This is a genomic window from Bacteroides sp. HPS0048, assembly GCF_964240755.1.
In the GTDB taxonomy this organism is placed as follows: Bacteria; Bacteroidota; Bacteroidia; order Bacteroidales; family Bacteroidaceae; genus Bacteroides; species Bacteroides nordii.
The window spans coordinates 1-16,445 of the sequence record NZ_CAXSVC010000059.1; the positions used below are offsets into that span (position 1 = coordinate 1).

At 42.3% G+C, this 16,445-nt stretch carries 16 protein-coding genes and 2 pseudogenes; 8 read left to right on the forward strand and 10 right to left on the reverse strand.

The features are described 5' to 3' along the window. Positions 1-202 (reverse strand): annotated as a pseudogene (locus ACESQI_RS23640) (hypothetical protein); the annotation flags it as partial. Between ACESQI_RS23640 and ACESQI_RS23645 the strand changes: the two are divergent. Next, on the forward strand, positions 201-716 hold the full coding sequence (locus tag ACESQI_RS23645; RefSeq protein ID WP_005832151.1) for an SLOG family protein: 516 nt from the start codon (positions 201-203) through the stop codon (positions 714-716). The pseudogene ACESQI_RS23640 and the gene ACESQI_RS23645 overlap by 2 nt on opposite strands. Positions 717-798: 82 nt before the next feature. On the opposite strand, the gene ACESQI_RS23650 is transcribed toward ACESQI_RS23645, so the two are convergent. Next, positions 799-1,128, reverse strand: coding sequence for a hypothetical protein (locus tag ACESQI_RS23650; RefSeq protein WP_034522578.1), 330 nt, complete (start codon positions 1,126-1,128; stop codon positions 799-801). A 159-nt stretch (positions 1,129-1,287) separates the two neighbouring features. Here ACESQI_RS23650 and ACESQI_RS23655 point away from each other — a divergent pair, with 159 nt between their 5' ends. Both ACESQI_RS23655 and ACESQI_RS23660 read left to right on the forward strand, forming a co-directional pair. Continuing rightward, complete coding sequence (locus ACESQI_RS23655; protein ID WP_080597339.1) at positions 1,288-2,172, forward strand: IS1595-like element ISPrsp1 family transposase; 885 nt, start codon at positions 1,288-1,290, stop codon at positions 2,170-2,172. Between the two features lie 59 nt (positions 2,173-2,231). Beyond that, positions 2,232-3,206, forward strand: a complete 975-nt coding sequence (locus ACESQI_RS23660) for an IS982-like element ISPrsp2 family transposase (protein ID WP_005832156.1) — start codon at positions 2,232-2,234, stop codon at positions 3,204-3,206. Between the two features lie 27 nt (positions 3,207-3,233). Here ACESQI_RS23660 and ACESQI_RS23665 read toward each other — a convergent pair whose 3' ends face one another. Then, positions 3,234-3,599, reverse strand: a complete 366-nt coding sequence (locus ACESQI_RS23665) for a hypothetical protein (RefSeq protein WP_373127339.1) — start codon at positions 3,597-3,599, stop codon at positions 3,234-3,236. Positions 3,600-3,889: 290 nt separating this feature from the next. Here ACESQI_RS23665 and ACESQI_RS23670 point away from each other — a divergent pair. Then, a pseudogene (locus tag ACESQI_RS23670) lies at positions 3,890-5,104 on the forward strand (transposase). A 13-nt stretch (positions 5,105-5,117) separates the two neighbouring features. On the opposite strand, the gene ACESQI_RS23675 reads toward ACESQI_RS23670, so the two are convergent. From ACESQI_RS23675 to ACESQI_RS23685, 3 genes are read right to left on the reverse strand one after another with little or no spacing between them, the layout of a single operon-like run. After that, the gene (locus ACESQI_RS23675) at positions 5,118-7,247 is read right to left on the reverse strand and encodes a C13 family peptidase (protein ID WP_149920711.1); all 2,130 of its coding nucleotides are present in this window, start codon (positions 7,245-7,247) and stop codon (positions 5,118-5,120) included. Beyond that, positions 7,228-8,247 carry a BMP family ABC transporter substrate-binding protein gene (locus ACESQI_RS23680; RefSeq protein ID WP_005832166.1) on the reverse strand — a complete coding sequence of 340 codons (1,020 nt, stop codon included), beginning with the start codon at positions 8,245-8,247 and terminating at the stop codon, positions 7,228-7,230. Before ACESQI_RS23680 ends, ACESQI_RS23675 begins: the two co-directional genes overlap by 20 nt. 1 nt (position 8,248) lies before the next feature. Continuing rightward, the gene (locus ACESQI_RS23685; protein ID WP_005832168.1) at positions 8,249-8,797 is read right to left on the reverse strand and encodes a hypothetical protein; all 549 of its coding nucleotides are present in this window, start codon (positions 8,795-8,797) and stop codon (positions 8,249-8,251) included. A gap of 59 nt (positions 8,798-8,856) precedes the next feature. On the opposite strand from ACESQI_RS23685, the gene ACESQI_RS23690 reads away from it, so the two are divergent. From ACESQI_RS23690 to ACESQI_RS23705, 4 genes are all read left to right on the forward strand, one after another. Then, positions 8,857-9,837 (forward strand): IS982 family transposase, encoded by a 981-nt coding sequence (locus tag ACESQI_RS23690; protein WP_034522583.1) that lies wholly within the window; start codon positions 8,857-8,859, stop codon positions 9,835-9,837. A 133-nt stretch (positions 9,838-9,970) separates the two neighbouring features. Further along, positions 9,971-11,227, forward strand: a complete 1,257-nt coding sequence (locus ACESQI_RS23695) for an ATP-binding protein (protein ID WP_005832172.1) — start codon at positions 9,971-9,973, stop codon at positions 11,225-11,227. 58 nt (positions 11,228-11,285) lie between these two features. Beyond that, positions 11,286-12,809, forward strand: a complete 1,524-nt coding sequence (locus ACESQI_RS23700; protein ID WP_005832174.1) for an RNA-directed DNA polymerase — start codon at positions 11,286-11,288, stop codon at positions 12,807-12,809. A gap of 24 nt (positions 12,810-12,833) precedes the next feature. After that, positions 12,834-13,628: a TIGR02391 family protein gene (locus ACESQI_RS23705; RefSeq protein ID WP_034522585.1), complete on the forward strand. Its 795-nt coding sequence runs from the start codon at positions 12,834-12,836 to the stop codon at positions 13,626-13,628. Positions 13,629-13,700: 72 nt separating this feature from the next. Here ACESQI_RS23705 and ACESQI_RS23710 read toward each other — a convergent pair whose 3' ends face one another. The 4 genes from ACESQI_RS23710 to ACESQI_RS23725 are packed head-to-tail and all read right to left on the reverse strand — an operon-like array spanning position 13,701 to position 15,940. Further along, positions 13,701-13,955: a hypothetical protein gene (locus ACESQI_RS23710; protein ID WP_229110857.1), complete on the reverse strand. Its 255-nt coding sequence runs from the start codon at positions 13,953-13,955 to the stop codon at positions 13,701-13,703. 14 nt (positions 13,956-13,969) lie between these two features. Next, entirely contained in the window at positions 13,970-14,758 is a 789-nt protein-coding gene (locus ACESQI_RS23715) for a DUF4122 family protein (RefSeq protein WP_005832180.1), read from the reverse strand. Between the two features lie 2 nt (positions 14,759-14,760). Further along, positions 14,761-15,180 (reverse strand): DUF3408 domain-containing protein, encoded by a 420-nt coding sequence (locus ACESQI_RS23720; RefSeq protein ID WP_005832181.1) that lies wholly within the window; start codon positions 15,178-15,180, stop codon positions 14,761-14,763. 7 nt (positions 15,181-15,187) lie between these two features. After that, positions 15,188-15,940, reverse strand: coding sequence for a ParA family protein (locus ACESQI_RS23725; RefSeq protein WP_005832182.1), 753 nt, complete (start codon positions 15,938-15,940; stop codon positions 15,188-15,190). Positions 15,941-16,445: the final 505 nt, after the last annotated feature.

Here is a 16,445-nt window from a genome sequence, read left to right on the forward strand (position 1 = left end):
AAAGGTAGCCCCGTGTCCCGGGAAACCCGGCAAGGCGGCCCTGCGGGCTGGTTGCCGTGAAATAATCATCCTCGCTGCGCTTGCGGTATTTTTTCACGGCAAGCCTTGCGGGATTCCGGACCGGGGCGGAAAAGCCTTCAGGAAATAAAATACCGTTCGGTTTGAATGGATATATGTAAAAACAAAAAACAGAAGATAACATGGAAACAAGAAACAATCAGACAGTGGCTTTCACGGGACACCGTAAGGAACGTATTCTGCAAGGGTCCGGAAACGATTCCCGGATACTTGCACAAATCAGGGAAGCTGTGACCGGAGTGGTAACAGAACTGTACGGGCAGGGATACAAGGAATACTACACCGGGATGGCCAGCGGATTTGATATGACTGCTGCGGAGGCGGTCTTGCAGGTCAGGGAGAGATACGAAGATATCAAGCTCATAGCGGCAGTACCTTTTCGGAAACAGCCCTTGTGGTTTGAAGCGGAAGACCAGCTGTTGTATGCCCGTCTGTTGGAAAGGATGGACCGGGTGGTCATGGTTTCCGAGAATTACCACAAGGGCTGCTACCTTCGCAGGGATGAATACATGGTGCGTAAAGCGGATACAGTCATAGCCTATTGGGATCTTGTACCGAAAGGGGGAACATTCTACACGGTGAACAAGGCGTTGGAAAGCGGAAAGTCGGTCATCAATCTTTATGAAAGGATGAAATAGCGGCTGTCTGTATTGGAATGGAAAAGCGAAGTGTGAAAGCCGGTCGGCCTTCACACTTCGCTTCTTTTCATATATACATTACCTATTCCTCAGAACCGGAAGAGAGGGCACGCTGTTTCCTCCGTTCCTCCTTCTTCGCTTTCTGTTGCTTCTTCTTGACCTCCATTTCAGCCATAATCTGCTTTAAGGGCTTGACCGTTTCCGGGTTTTCACGCTTGAATCGTTTGAAATAGATACTTTCAATGAACTGCGGAAGCGGGGCTTTCCATGCCTCCTGCTTGTGGTTGTCTATCTTGCCGAGCTTGTCGGGGTTCAGACCCAGTTCACGGGCCATCTGTACCTGCTTGTCCGAAAGGCGGTGACGCTTCTGCGCCACCATCCATTTTTCCAATATCGCTTTTGTCATTGCCATCGTTCATTTTTTTTGCAAAGATAGAATTTTTGCATTGATTTCTCTTAAATACTTGTTTGTCAGCATTATCTTATAGTCCATACCTGTTGGCGGAATTAAATTATAGGTATAGGCGTTTAGTGCGCACTAACTTTATGGATTTTGCCTACTTTTGCAGGCATGGAACAACGCGATAAATTCAAAGGAGTGGAATCAATCAAATTTTATAGTCGTTTTACCGATGATGCCTCATGCCTTGAGTACTTGTCCTCGATAAAGTGGGCAGACGGCTTCAAATGCAAGAAATGCGGTCATACCAATTATTGCAATGACAGATATCCCTATTCTCGCCGTTGTACACGCTGTAAGTATGACGAGAGCGTTACCAGCGGAAGCATGTTCGACAAGATAAAATTCCCGCTTGTCTACGCTTTCCACATAGCCTTCAAAATATCGACAAAGAAGAAATGGATGTCCTCTTTGGAACTGGCGGAAGAATATTGTATGCGTCAGAAAACCGTATGGGAATTCAAGCGTAAGATACAGAAAGCCATGCGGAGCAGCGGTAATTATCCTCTTAAAGGAGAGGTACATGTCGATGAGTTTTATATCGGAGGAGAAGAGGAAGGAATCATTGGACGAAGCACGGAAGGCAAAAAGAAGCTTGTGATAGTCGCGTTGGAGATTGTCCGAGACGGCGTGGGACGTGCGTATGCCCAAGTGATAGATGATGCTTCGGCAAGTTCTTTTCGTCCGTTCTTCGACAGATACATATCAAAGGACGCAAAAGTCATAACCGATGAATGGTCAGGCTACCTGCCGTTAAAGAAAGATTATCCAAAATTGGAGCAACGCCCTTCGGATAAGGGCAAAGGGCATCCACAGATTCATATTCACATCATGAACATAAAGGGATGGTTGCGTGGAATACACCACCATTGCTCCAAAGAGCATCTTCAAGGATACCTTGACGAGTATCATTTCAGGTTCAACCGCCGTAATAATATGGACACAATCTTCGATATGCTACTTCGTCGAATGATTTGTCAAAAGAAAACTGACTGATAATCAGCTGTGAATGTAGTGCGCTCTAAACGCCTATACCTATAAATTATAAAAGATTTATGTTTAAAAAGTTGTGCATATTGTTGATATTTAGTAAATTAAAGGTGACTAAACTTTTAATAGACAAATATCGTATGCACAACTTATATGCAATATTCGCAAAATTACTGAACATATGCAAGCAAATTGCCGGCAATTTAGTCAATGAATCCGGGAATGTACCAAGACGAGGAGTCGTCCCTAAATTCTCAGACCTTGAAGTAGTGGCTTTGAACATGGCATCAGAGGCTGTTGGTATTGACAGTGAGTCGCTGTTGTTTGCAAAGCTACAGGAATATAGGGTTGAAATACCCAACCTTATTTCCCGCCGACAATACAATGACAGGCGTAAAATAACTTCCTCCCTATGTAATGCAATCCGAGAAAGAATGGTTTCTAAAATGGATGGTGGTGAAGACTATTTCTGTATTGATTCGAAACCGATAGAAGTATGTCGTATTGCCCGTTCCAAACGTTGCAGTATGGGAAAGAAGGATTTTAGAAAAGCACCTGGGGTAGGATACTGCGCATCACAAAGCATGTATTATTATGGGTATAAACTCCATGCAGTCTGCTGGTTAAGTGGTATCATCCATTCCTTTGACCTCACTAAGGCAAGTGTGCATGACATTCATTACCTGAAGGATGTGAAAGTGGATTATAGTAATTGTACAGTCATAGGGGACAGAGGATATATAAGTGCCCAAGTGCAATTGGATTTGTTTGAAACTGCCAATATCAGATTGGAGGTACCATACAGATGTAATCAAAAAGAATGGAAGCCAACATTCCCAGCTTTTGCCAAAGCGAGAAAAAGAATTGAAACCCTATTCTCGCAATTGTGTGACCAGTTTATGATTATAAGGAATTATGCGAAAGATACAGATGGATTGTTTGCCCGGATTATTGGGAAGATTAGCGCACTTACAATCCTTCAATATATTAACTACAAAAATGAAAAGCCTATTGGCAGAGTTAAATATGCGCTATTTTAATTCCGCCAACAGGTCATGCTAATAAAACTATATAAAGTTTTCGTTGTCGGCACAGAATGTAGCCGTGCATACCACCTTGCCTGTTCCTACGTTCGTAACCTGGAAGGTGTAATCCCCTTGCCAGGCCTCGCTTTTGAGCGAATCGAATGCTTTCCGGCAAGCCTCATAAACCTGTTTGTCACATTCTTCTATCGTACCTTTCTTGGTGAAGAGCTTGCCGGTGATACCGAGGGCTGACTGGAAGGCGTTCTCTATTTTCCCCATCTCTTCGAGAAAGTCGGGGTGTGAGGCCGACATGCTGGAGAAGCCGTAGGTGTAAGTCACTTCCGTCACAGGATCGTCATCATCGCTGCAAGCGGTGAAGGTGAAAGTAAGGATGGCGACAGCCATCATCGTCAGCAGTGCTGACATTTTTTTGATTGAACTTTTCATTTTGATTTATTGTTTTTGAAATTTACAATACTTCGGTAAATTTTTACCGAAAAATTAAAAGTTAAACAATAGAACCGGCAAAAGCTGGTTCGAAAACACTAAAGAGGTCATTGAAATGTTGTCAAAAACGAATGGTTAAGCATGAAGAAATGTACTGAAAAAAGAGTGCTAACCTGCTGGTAATAAAGGTGGAAAGTATTGCATAATTCGTTGATTTTTAGTAAATTAGAAGTCTCCCAACTCTTCTGATTATGACTAAAGAAACACTCCTTATGCAATACCAATCCGAGTGCCTATCGGCTCTCAAATCAGTCGTGAATATACACAAACCTTTTGAAAAAACGTTCATGGATGCAATGAAATTATTCATGGCCATCCCTGATCGTATAAACTTCCTCCAATTGGGTAGGTATGGACGTTTTTCGGAACAGACCTACCGTAACCTTTTTGAGCATGAAACTTTCGACTGGTTTGCGTTCAACGGCTCTATCATCAGCAAGCATCTCACAGGTAAAAGAAAAGCCATCGCCATCGATCCTTCCTATATCCCCAAATCAGGCAAGAAGACACCTTGGATAGGTTACTTCTGGTCTGGTTGTGCAGGAGAGTACAAGCGTGGATTGGAAATCATGGGCATCGGTGTCATAGACATCGACAACCATGAATGCATGACTTTAGGTTCCATTCAGACACCGGATTGTAAAACCTTGGATAATATGGACAAGAACCTGGTTGACTGGTATAGTAGCTATCTCATCAGTAGAAAAGACAAGCCTACAGAGCATATCCAAAACGCTGGTTGCAGACGCATTCTTTTCCAAGGAAACTTTCATAACGCCTATGTGTGAGAGTGATTTCCATGTCATCAGCCGCTTTAGGAATGACGTAGTCCTATACTATCCGACATTGGAAAAGAAAACAGGAAAACGTGGCCATCCAAAGTGGTTTGACGGAAGAATCGACTTTGCCAATCTGGATCTGACCCGGTGCAAGGAATACGAGGTGAACAAAGGAAAGCTATACGGATTGAGGGTATATGCAAAAGCTCTCAAAAGGTATGTTTCCTTAGCCATCTGGTATCCGATGGACGGGAGGACAGACAAGTGGCAGCTTTACTTCTCTACAGACGATTCGATGGATGGACGGGAGGTTCTGGATTATTACAGAACCAGGTTCCAATTGGAATTTTGAGAGATGGTAAGCAACATGCAGGAATCACCAACTGTCAGTCAACCGACTTCAGAAAGTTGGATTTTCACTTCAATGCATCGCTTGCTGCTGTCAACTTGGCCAAAGCGGCATGTAAGAGGCTCGGAATAACCTATTCCATATCCTCCTGCAAGTCTTTTATACACAATGCTTATATGCTTGAACGATTTATTTGCGTGTTCGGGATTAACCCAGACATGCAAGTTATTGACAAACTTTTCAAAGAACTCATTTTATTTACTGCCAGAGCCGCTTAGGCGTGGCTATTTTTTAACGAACTATTGAATTTATAAATTCTGACATATTGGCTGAATAAAGATTGCCATAGTTTTCAGCATTATACACCATAACATGGCTTCCGACAGTATTGATGAACAGCCGGTAATAGAGGTCGCGCATAGCCACCTCCTTGTTATCGGTTATTTGTTCGATAAAGGTGGAGGTGAAACGGTTGCTCATCCACACTTTCATCTCTGAATTGAAGACATCAGCCTTGGATGTTTCGTCGCCGTTGGCCGCAGTGACGAACAGCATCCCGGGGATGCCCTCGCACTGCTTCATCACACCGCCCGAAAAACAAGCCTCCACCATCATGAGAAGTTTACGGTAACGCCTTTTGCGGTTCATATCCTCAAAAACAGAAGACAGTTTATCGCCTGTCATGGCGTAAGCTTCCTCATCCCAACACATGGCCCCCGGCACACCGTGTCCGCTCCAGAAAACGAACAGGTTGTCGTTCTCAGTAGATTCGATTACCGTGGGCAGTTTTTCGCTTTTTTCGCCACTGAGAATGGCAAGTATATCTTTTGTATTCAACGATGACATACGATAATCAATCTCTACATTTTCGTATACATTGTTTCCCCCGATAGTCACCTGTATGACTCCCTTGTTGGGATTTGATATATTATCGGCTATGTCATCCTCGACAATGAGAATGATACGGTCGTCGGTATATCCGGCTTGTCTGAGCTGCTGATAGATAGCGAGCACATCTGCCTGATGGCGGTAATTGGTCCATTCCTTGGAGGAAGCGACAAGGAGTGCCCAGTTGCCGGTATGTGCAGGGTAATTGAATTCTCCTGAATTGTCGAAATCCTGCATCCGGGAGGCTTTCCAGTTCCAACCGGCAAGTGTCGCATCCGTGCGGTTCCCCCCGTCGCTGGTGTTATAGTCAAGGATGATGTACTGTCCGTTGTAAACCTTGAAATTATAGTAAGTGGTGGCAAGTACATTGGTAAACACCTTGGCATCGAACCTTAAATGTCCTGACGCTCCACGGACATAGGGCGACTTTCCGGCAGCGAGCGCATCCACCACAAGCCCCATATCCTCACCTGTCCAGCTGCCCATGTTCAAGCCTTCACCCGAAACAACGGCCCTTAATGATTTCTGTAACGACAACTCCGGTCTGAACTGCTGGTACCATGCGGCATAGCCGATGAGCATAGCGGCATCGTAGAGCTGAGATTCTCCAAGAGTAGGCGTAGCATTGAAAAAGGTCCTGTAACTTACGTCAAACCCCGACTCAGGGTCGGCACCAAATGCGACTCCCTCTATGCCTTCGGCGGCATCACCGTGAATCTTGAGTACATCCGCACCGTAGGCGGTATCCGAAAACAACATCCGCGGTACACTGCGCCCGTTCAGACTTTGTGCTTTATGCGCTTCAAGCATCGGCTTCATCTCTTCTATTTCAGAGGGGATACATATCACATACTCTGCACCTGACTGCATGGCTTGGCGAGACACATCAGCTATATTGTCAGAGGTGTAAGCATAGCATCCCATGTTTTCCAAGCCCAGTTCGCGTGCTTGAAATGCGAACCAGTCAATGAACGTTTGTCCGTAACCGTCGTTCTCCTTGACCAAAAGTGCCACACTTTTACCCTCATAGTTAATCACCTTGGAGAGAAGCACCTCACATTGCGTAATGTCGGTCTCGGTCATCGCCCAAAGATAGCCTGTCGATGCGTATGCACGAACCAGTTGTTCGGCGGTGGCGAGAGTGAAGAATGTTTTGCCCACAATAGTCAGTTCCGCCGCGAGGATTGCCGCATTGGAAGAATACAGCCCGCCGATTACGGCATACACCTCGTCGTTGAATGCCAGCGACCGGGCAAGTTCCCGCACATCGGTCTTTGCCTCATCGTAGTATTCAAACTTTAACCTTATACCCGCTTCGTGGTTCTTGAATGCACGCTCAAAGTTGGTTGTAAACATTCCCAATGTCCTTTTCCAATGCACATCAAGCCCTTTCTCCATGGGAAGCACCACGGCAACAACCTTCTCTGTCCACTGCTTGTTGTCAGGAGACAGGGAAGGCTCATCGTCCGAACAGCTCCACAGACCAATCAGGCAGAGGAGCGGTGCAATAAGTTTAATAACCACTTGTTTCATAATACTCTTTCTCAAAAATCATAGCCTGAGGGCGCATTCCATTGACTAAGCTGCTGAAATCATTCACGTATCGGGGTGCGACCAGCCAGTCGGCATACCCGCTTTCAAGACCGTAAAGTTGGTTCTCCGGCATATCCCCTGTGACGACCCATTCCGTCAGATACCTGTAAATCAATTGGTCAATATGCTTAATGACCGAACCCGTAATCCGGTTGGAGAGGCTTGACTGATCGATGTCCATACCTGCAAGGTACGGTGAGACCTCAAATTCACGGGAGTAGCGGTATATACCGGCGTTGGAGCCACCTGCCACCGGAAAGATGAAGTCGTAATCAACCGCCCAATCGCTCATTTTCCGGTAAGCGAGCGAAGCCGACACATATCCCGTCCAATCATCCGCCAGATACTCCACATCGCAGTCACTGCCATAGCCTGCAATAAAACCGTCCTTGGCTATGTTGATGGGGCTGTCGGTATTATTGGCAAGCAGCACCAGAGGTGTCATCTCAGAACATTTTCTTGCACATACTCCTGCAAGGTATGAAGCCCCGAACATCGAAATCTGGAAGGTATGGATGTTCTCGTCCTTATACTGTTTCCGGCTTTCAAAAAGCAGAATACTTTTGTTGGGTGTCAAGTCGTGTTCTGCCAGATAAAGTTCCGCCATTGGCTCATAATCACTGCTACCTAATACAAAAAGCACGGGTATGCTGCTTTGGGGACGTTCAAGCCAGTCCGCAAAAATTTTCTCAGCCTCTTGCAGGGATTCCGGGGAGTAGATATAGATGTCTATATCTCCGTTTTCCATCTTGAATCTCTGAACACCCTCAAGTATACGGTCATTATAGCTCATGTCACCCAATCCCCCCGGAGAGAAGAGAAAAACAATCTGTGGTGCCGGAGATTCCGGCTCCAACTCATCGGTATGATTACAGGATGACAACGCTCCTGTTACCAGGAACGTTGTCATTGCCAAGATAGCGCGGAAAGTATTGTGCATACTAATCAAACTTATGACCACATTCGGAGCATGTATATGGTCCGGATGCAAATGTTTTCCACTTATGACCACAATTGGGACATTTTTCAGTCCATCTTGCCGGGAAGTATTGGTCTATAGCAAGATTATCCCCGTCCATGTATTCCTCCGGAACGATTACGACTGTCATGTCCGGTTCTTTGAAATTCTTGAGAGCATTGAACGAAACGGTGTAAAAGATACTTTCGTCCGAACCGGGTGTGAGTGAGATTCTGCCGCAGTTGTCAGGGAGTTTGACTGTGCGTTGCTTTCCGTCCCACTGATCGAGAATGAACTTCTCACACACTCCATGGGCAGCCTCCTTTGAGTCTGCTACCAATATAAACCGGGCAGCATCATCCTTTTTCTGATAGAGATTTCCGGCATCAGCTTGGTCGACTATTATCTTGTCGATATTCTCCAACATTTTTTCTCCAGACGGTCCTTGTGGCTCATCGTCGTTGCTGTAAGCAGTGAAAGCGAGCATTGCCATCACTGAAGCAAACATGATTGTTAAAAATTTCTTTACCATAACAAGTTGTTTTTTAATTGATTGTTACCCGTTGGCGGAATTAATTTAAGTTGATAAAGATGAGTAAAAAGTTGCACATATCGTTGATTTTTAGTAACTTAGCGACAATCAAAACATTAAGTTCAAACCATCGTATGTACAACCTTTATACAAAATTCGTCAAAATACTTGAGATATGCAAGCAATTCTCTGAAAATCTCGTCAATGAATCGGGTAATGTTCCACGCCGTGGTCCTGTTCCTAAGTTTTCTGACTTGGAAGTAGTGGCACTGTCCCTGACAGCAGAGACAGAGAGCATTGATAGTGAGAAGTGGTTGTTCGACTATAAATTGCAAGAGTACAAGGACTGCATTCCCAATCTCATATCAAGGAGACAGTTCAATGACCGCAGGAAGAAAACTGCAGGCTTGTGTGAGGAACTGCGCAAAAGGGTTGCCATGGAAATGGATGGTGGAGAGGAACAATTCTTTGTTGACTCCAAGCCAATAGAGGTCTGTAGGGTTGCAAGAGGGAAACGATGCAAGATGGGACGTACCGGTGATTTCTCGCAAGCTCCAGACTTCGGTTTCTGCGCTTCGCAGAACACGTATTATTTTGGTTATAAGTTACACGCTCTCTGTTGGTTATGTGGAGTTATCCATTCCTATGATCTCTCAAAGGCAAGTGCGGCTGATCTCCATTATATGAAGGATGTGAAACATGCTTATCACGACTGTAGCATCTATGGCGACAAAGGGTATATTGGAGCTGATGTACAGCTTGACTTGTTCGAAACCGCACACATAAGACTGGAGTGTCCGTATCGGCTCAACCAGAAGGACTGGAAGCCGACATTCATTCCGTTTGCAAAGGCAAGAAAGAGGATTGAGACAATATTCTCACAACTTACAGACCAGTTCTTGGCCATCAGAAACTATGCGAAAATAACGAATGGTTTGTTTGCCAGAATCATCGGCAAAATTAGTGCACTTACCATTCTGCAATACGTAAACTTCATCAACAACAAGCCCATTGGCAGAATTAAGTATGCACTAAATTAATTCCGCCAACGGGTAGTCCATAATATATAAGTGCCAATATTGGCAAAAAAATAATATAATCCTTGCATGGACGGATTATAGTCATTACCTTTGTATTGTAAAAAAATGCCAATATTGGCAGAAATTTAATGTGATGATGGAAATAAAAAGAGACAGATATCTTCAGCAACTGATAGAAAGCCGTCAAGATGGTTTTATCAAGGTAGTGACAGGAATCCGCAGATGCGGCAAGTCATACCTGCTGAATGTTTTATTCTACCACTATTTGTTGGAAAATGGAATTGCAGATGATCACATTATCCGGATTGACCTTGAAGATCGGATGAACAAGGATTTAAGGAATCCGGATATGATGCTTCACTATGTTCACGACAGAATCAAGGACAAGGAACTTTACTATATCATTATTGATGAGGTACAGCTGATGGATGAATTTGTCGATGTATTGAACAGTTTCCGCCATATCGAAAATGCCGATACGTATGTAACAGGAAGCAATTCCCATTTCCTGTCATCCGATATTCCAACGGAGTTTAGAGGCCGGGGAGAGACGATTCATGTAAATCCTCTGTCTTTTTCTGAATTTTATTTGGCTAAAGGTGGAGACAAACAAGATGCGTGGCGCGAATACTTCACCTACGGTGGTTTACCTCTTGTCCAGTCATTTGAAACCGAACAAAAGAAGATAAACTATCTGAAAAATCTATTTGAGACTGTTTATTTGGCAGATATTATCGAGAGGCACAAAATCAAGAATGAGAATGAAATGCGTGAATTACTTCTCATTATGGCATCATCTATAGGTGCTCCATGCAACCCTACAAAATTGTCGAATACTTTCAAAAGTTTGAAAAATGTGAAAATTGGCAGTCAAACTATTTCCAAATATCTGAACTACTTGTCAGAATCGTTCCTCTTGAATAGGGCTGTACGTTACGACGTTAAAGGAAAGAAGTACATCAATACGCTTTCCAAGTATTATTTTACGGACATTGGCTTAAGAAATGCCATTCTTGATATGCGCCAACAAGAGGAAACGCATATCATGGAAAACATCATTTACAATGAATTGATTGTCCGTGGTTATAGTGTCGATGTTGGAATGGTGGAGATAAAGAAGCCGGATAAGGACGGGAAGTGGACTCGCATCCACCTTGAAGTGGATTTTATAGCGACTCTTGGCAGCAAGAAGTACTATATACAGTCGGCATTGTCTATACCGGATAGAGAGAAAGAAATACAGGAATCCCGTTCGTTGACGAATATCAATGATTCATTCAAGAAAATCATTGTTGTCAAAGATCACATTATGCCTCGCCGAAATGAGGAAGGGATTCTCACAGTCGGGTTATTTGATTTCTTACTCAAAGAAGATAGTTTAGATATATAAACACATAAGTGTCGTCAATAATAAAAGTCAATCAGAAAAATATAGTAAAATATTGTCGATGAAGACCATTCTTGAACTTTCGCATATAAAAGCAAGACAGTATTTCTTGGAATCGCAAAACTATTGTAATATGCAGTTTCCCAAATACATAGATTTTAAGCCCGTGATAGAATATGTCCAAAATTCTGTCGGAAATAAAGAATTGAGAGACATTCTAAAAGATCCTAAGAGAATGCCTTCTGATTATGAAAACGTAAATCATAAGATGTTAGTCAAGAAGGATGCACAGTATTCATATAGGCCTATTCAGTTAATTAATCCATACCTTTATTATCTGCTTGTCAAGGCTATGACAAATAAGAGTAGTTGGAAGGAGATAAAAGATCGCTTTGCTGAGCTGAAAGTACCAAACATAGAAGTTGCGAGTATTCCTAAAGTTAAAGGAGACACAGACAAATCACATATGTCAGCATCAGTAAGTTCTTGGTGGGAAAATGTTGAACAAAGAAGCCTTGAGTTAGCTTTGTCTTATAGATATATGTTTGTTACCGATATTACGAATTGTTACTGTGCTATATATACTCATACCATTGCGTGGGCATTGATGGGAAAAGAACAAGCTAAAGAAAAACGCAATAAGTCAGGACTATTGGGAAATATTATTGACAACTATATGCAAGGTATGCAATATGGTCAAACAAATGGTATACCTCAGGGAAGTACGTTATCTGACTTTATTGCAGAAATAGTACTTGCGTATGCAGATAAGCTACTTAGCGAAAGACTAAATACAAATGGAATATCTAACTATCATATAGTAAGATACCGAGATGACTATCGTATTTTTTGCAATTCAAAAGAGGATACAGAACGAATAGCATTCTTTCTTCAAGAAGTTCTTGCAGAACTCAATTTTCAATTGAATGGGAAAAAGACATATCTGACAGAAGATGTCATCAGTGATTCTATAAAACCTGATAAGAAAGCATATATTTCAGAAGGTCCAATTTATAGGAAAACGCAGAAAAGGATATACTCTACAATGTCCAATCTTCAGCAGGAGGCTCTTTTTATATACCAATTTTCCAAAAAACATCCAAACAGCGGTACACTAATAAAACTTTTAACAACTTTTGCCCAAAGATTGAACAAAAAAATTGCGATTTGTGGCGATTACCTTGTGATGATATCAATTTTCACAGAAATAGCACTATATAGTCCGAAAACGTACAAGGTAATTCTTTCTATCATCAGTAAACTCCTTAGTAAAATTCCTTCGACAGATGAAAGAGAGCGAATTGTTAATAATGTTTATGCGAAGTTTCAGAGGTTTCCGAATATTGGCGAAATTCAAATATGGATTCAACGTATAGCATTTAATTTGCCTCACCCTGTTACATATACTGAAAATATATGTAAAATCGTAAATGGTGAGACTGGCGTTAATTTATGGAATAATGATTGGGTAGATGAACCCTATAAGGGTGCGTTTCCTCAATATAAAATTTGCACTGAATGGGTAAGGGATAGTTACACTCCAGTAATAGACATTGATGAAATTAGTTTGTTCAACATTTATTGATAACACTTATATATATTGACAGTTATGGAACTAAGATATTGCTTAAACCAAGGTATATTGGAACGTATTTCAAAAATACTAGGAGATACATCGAATGGACTTACTGGATCTGAAATATCTTATTTCCTTCAGCAGTGTAATATTAAAGATGTGACTCCTGAAATAACGAAATGGAAAAGGCTTTACAGTGCACTTGCATCCGTTCAGAACTTTGATAAATGTTCAAACAAAATATTGAGATTCATCCAAATTGTATTGAACCCTGCGCGTTTTACAGATAATCAAATTTTTGAGACAAAAAGAAAGGCGATTAATGAATGCCTATCTTATGTAGGTTATGAATTACAATCAAACGGCCGTTTTAGGGTCGTTACTACTGCAAAAACTATTAGTGAAGCCCAACAACGTGCAAATGACCTTTTAGTAAATCTTCAGATGAGGAATGCACATCAAGAAATATTCAAATATTGCACAACAGAACTAGTTGATAAGAACTACTTTCATGCTGTATTTGAAGCTTGCAAAGGGTTATTTGCAAGAATACGGCAACTGTCATTAATTAATACTGATGGAATACGGTTAGTGGAATATGTGTTTAATCATCCTATATTGGTAATCAATTCGTATAAATCCAAACAGGAAAAAGATGAACAGAAAGGTTTCGAGGCAATCTTAGAAGGTTTGTGCAATATGTTTAGGAATCCAGAAGCTCATCAACCAAAAATTGAGTGGCCAGTGAGTGAACAAGATGCTTTAGAAATTTTGTCTTTGATTTCTTACTGTCATAGGAGATTAGATAATGCCAAAAGAGTTGAATAATACTTAAAAATCAAAGGCAGGCCGATATCACATCGACATGCCTTCTGAAACTATGACAGCAAAAAGAAACAATTAAACGAATTCATCTATATCGAATGCCTCTGTCTTATTTTTTGTATTATCCATTTCTGAAATTTGCGAGTCATCACAAAGCATACTATCAATAAGATTTCCTATCTTCTTTTTGATAGCGTCTTCATTCCGCATAATTCTGATGACTTCTTCTTCAGATAGACAGATGCGTGGGGCACGAACTGCAGGATTTCTTTTTATGCCAAAAGATTCTGCTTCTGACTGCGGTACTGCTTGTTGTTTTTTGTCCTTCATATTCGATTCCATATTTACATGTATTTATTCCAATCAATTCCAATCTGTTCCAAAGACTGTTTTGATGTCTCTTTTCCATTTGGCATATTTTCTTTGAGCAGTTTTTCCAATTGGCTTTGAGTACTCAGTTCGGTTGAAAAAAAACTGAACAGGTCTGTATCCTGAAGTTGGTACAGGGTTTCGGCAGCATTTCGGATTTTCTTTCTGTCATCCGTTCCCGAAATAAGCACATCAGCGACATTGTTCAGTTCTTCAAAAGTCAATGCCCTTGAAAAATCCGGGTCAGGAACGCACCCGTCATTTGACATGAGTTCCCGTTTTTCTGATTCAGTCAGTCCTTTTTTGGGAGTAAAGTCATCAATCACGTCATCCGTATTTATATCCTTATCCTCCTCTATGGGTTCCTTTTTCATAGGTTCAGAACGTGTGGGAGTTTTTCTCGCCACTTCCGGGTCTTCAAGATAGACTATCTTCGTCTTGCCGATTACTTCATTGTACTCGTCCAGGGGATTCGGCTGCGTTTCGGTTTTCTTTTCATGCCCGACTTTTAGGATATCGTTCTCCGCTTGTGCGATCCATGCTTCAGCCTTGTCCAGTCTTGCCCTATACCGGGCTTTCCTTGCTTTTTCCACCATTCGTTTTTTACGTGATTTCCATAACCGGATACGTGCCATACGCATATAACGAAGCTGATTGTCCCAGAATTTATAAACTTTCGGACTGAATATAAACATCCATACCTTATATAATATATAGGTTGCCGACATGGCTTTTACTGAAAAATAAATTAATGTTGTTTCCATGACTATTGAATTTTAGGGGGTGAAAAACGGTCTTTATACATTCGGGTGATTTCCTCGATGTTGAGTTCTATATGCTCGGCTATGATGTTACTGATATAGCTCGCGATACTTACTTCGGGAGCTATCACATTGAGATAATTCTTTATCTCGTCGTACAGCTTGCGGTTCAGGTACACCTGGATACGTCCGGGCATGGGGGTATTCACCAGATACTTCTGACGGAAACCGCTTTCACTTTTACGCTTTGGGTGAGGTTCGGGATTTTCCGAGGCTGTTTCCTTTTCCTTATCCGGCCTTTTATCGGTTTCCTCTGCTGGAACTTCTACCACGATGACATCCTCTTTCTCAATGGCATCAGGAATGTTACCGACCATATACCCCCTGATTTCCTCTTCATTTACTTTTACTATATTCTTTGCCATACCTCAATTACAGGTTAAATTTTACAATCAGTTCATTTGCCAGTTCCTGCAATCCGCTGCCTTTAAGTTGTCCTGCCGGCGGTGGAAGGAGTGAACAGCGGAAATAGGTGCGGGTCCGGGATGAGAGTTCCTTGTCATAACGGCAGAGGTCCGGAATGGCTGAATCCAGAATTTTCAGCCCCTGTTTCTTCATCAGTGCCATATAGTTGTCAAGCACTTCAGTATTGCTTCTTTTCTTTACCTTGGTCCAGAACAGGAACACGTCTTTCAAAGGAATATTCTTCCGGTTTTCCAAAAACTTCATGACGCTTTTGGCAAAGACAAAACTGCTGTCCATAACGAAATTGTCAGCGGCAATGGGGGTCAATACATAATCCACATTGAAAATGGTCTGCAACACACCGGATATGTCCATAGACCCTGGCAAATCTATGAAAACGATATCAAAATCTGCTTTTGCCGCCAACTCTCCGGCCACCTGGCGTGCATTCTCCGGCTTTGCCTGCCTGATAGGATAAATCCTGCACCCCCTAAGCCTCTGCTCTTCCAACAGCACCATGTACTTCTTGTTCTTCTCCACCATCTCCATGTCCCGTTCCCTCAGATTGAACAGGCTGCGCTGGGTGGAGTCACAATCAACGATGGCCACACTCTTATCCATCGAATAATTCAGGAGACTGGCAAGCGTTACCAGCATGGTACTTTTGCCGACCCCACCTTTCTGGTTGCTGACCGCAACGAATAACGGATTCTTCTTCATAACTGAACTTTTTTAATGGTTTATTACACTATTGTTTTACTTGTCTGTTGTTTACTTTGTGACAAGGTTTGTTAGTGATATGGTTACTTTGTGCTCACCAATCGGCAAACCGACCAACCGATAGTTATCTGCCCTAACAAAGCAAGTAAACAATCACTGCCCACCTGTTGCAACAAGTGTTTTCGCTAACCAGCAATACAACGGACAGTTACTTGACTATTGGTTTGTTTTACCGTTTATGTTGCAAATAAAAAGGTATTTTTTCATATCATCACTATGTTTCAAGGGAGGTGACGACCTGTGTCACCATATGTCATCACGTTACATATAACCCGCTATTTTACAACAGGATAAACCGCCATAACTTTGCACCGACAACGGAACGGATACCGCTGCGGAGGTTTCCCGAAGCCGAAGAATGAGGCTGAAGGTCAAAATTTAATTTGACGAAGGAAAATTCATTACCAAGCGGTAATAGCAAGTTGTGTTTTGAGGCACCCGAAAT

What these genes read in the sequence shown, in the direction of transcription:
- ACESQI_RS23645 (WP_005832151.1), top strand. Translation starts at nt 201, where the DNA reads ATGGAAACAAGAAACAATCAGACAGTGGCTTTCACGGGACACCGTAAG.
- ACESQI_RS23650 (WP_034522578.1), bottom strand. Translation starts at nt 1,128, where the DNA reads ATGGCAATGACAAAAGCGATATTGGAAAAATGGATGGTGGCGCAGAAG.
- ACESQI_RS23655 (WP_080597339.1), top strand. Translation starts at nt 1,288, where the DNA reads ATGGAACAACGCGATAAATTCAAAGGAGTGGAATCAATCAAATTTTAT.
- ACESQI_RS23660 (WP_005832156.1), top strand. Translation starts at nt 2,232, where the DNA reads ATGTTTAAAAAGTTGTGCATATTGTTGATATTTAGTAAATTAAAGGTG.
- ACESQI_RS23665 (WP_373127339.1), bottom strand. Translation starts at nt 3,599, where the DNA reads ATGATGGCTGTCGCCATCCTTACTTTCACCTTCACCGCTTGCAGCGAT.
- ACESQI_RS23675 (WP_149920711.1), bottom strand. Translation starts at nt 7,247, where the DNA reads ATGAAACAAGTGGTTATTAAACTTATTGCACCGCTCCTCTGCCTGATT.
- ACESQI_RS23680 (WP_005832166.1), bottom strand. Translation starts at nt 8,247, where the DNA reads ATGCACAATACTTTCCGCGCTATCTTGGCAATGACAACGTTCCTGGTA.
- ACESQI_RS23685 (WP_005832168.1), bottom strand. Translation starts at nt 8,797, where the DNA reads ATGGTAAAGAAATTTTTAACAATCATGTTTGCTTCAGTGATGGCAATG.
- ACESQI_RS23690 (WP_034522583.1), top strand. Translation starts at nt 8,857, where the DNA reads ATGAGTAAAAAGTTGCACATATCGTTGATTTTTAGTAACTTAGCGACA.
- ACESQI_RS23695 (WP_005832172.1), top strand. Translation starts at nt 9,971, where the DNA reads ATGATGGAAATAAAAAGAGACAGATATCTTCAGCAACTGATAGAAAGC.
- ACESQI_RS23700 (WP_005832174.1), top strand. Translation starts at nt 11,286, where the DNA reads ATGAAGACCATTCTTGAACTTTCGCATATAAAAGCAAGACAGTATTTC.
- ACESQI_RS23705 (WP_034522585.1), top strand. Translation starts at nt 12,834, where the DNA reads ATGGAACTAAGATATTGCTTAAACCAAGGTATATTGGAACGTATTTCA.
- ACESQI_RS23710 (WP_229110857.1), bottom strand. Translation starts at nt 13,955, where the DNA reads ATGAAGGACAAAAAACAACAAGCAGTACCGCAGTCAGAAGCAGAATCT.
- ACESQI_RS23715 (WP_005832180.1), bottom strand. Translation starts at nt 14,758, where the DNA reads ATGGAAACAACATTAATTTATTTTTCAGTAAAAGCCATGTCGGCAACC.
- ACESQI_RS23720 (WP_005832181.1), bottom strand. Translation starts at nt 15,180, where the DNA reads ATGGCAAAGAATATAGTAAAAGTAAATGAAGAGGAAATCAGGGGGTAT.
- ACESQI_RS23725 (WP_005832182.1), bottom strand. Translation starts at nt 15,940, where the DNA reads ATGAAGAAGAATCCGTTATTCGTTGCGGTCAGCAACCAGAAAGGTGGG.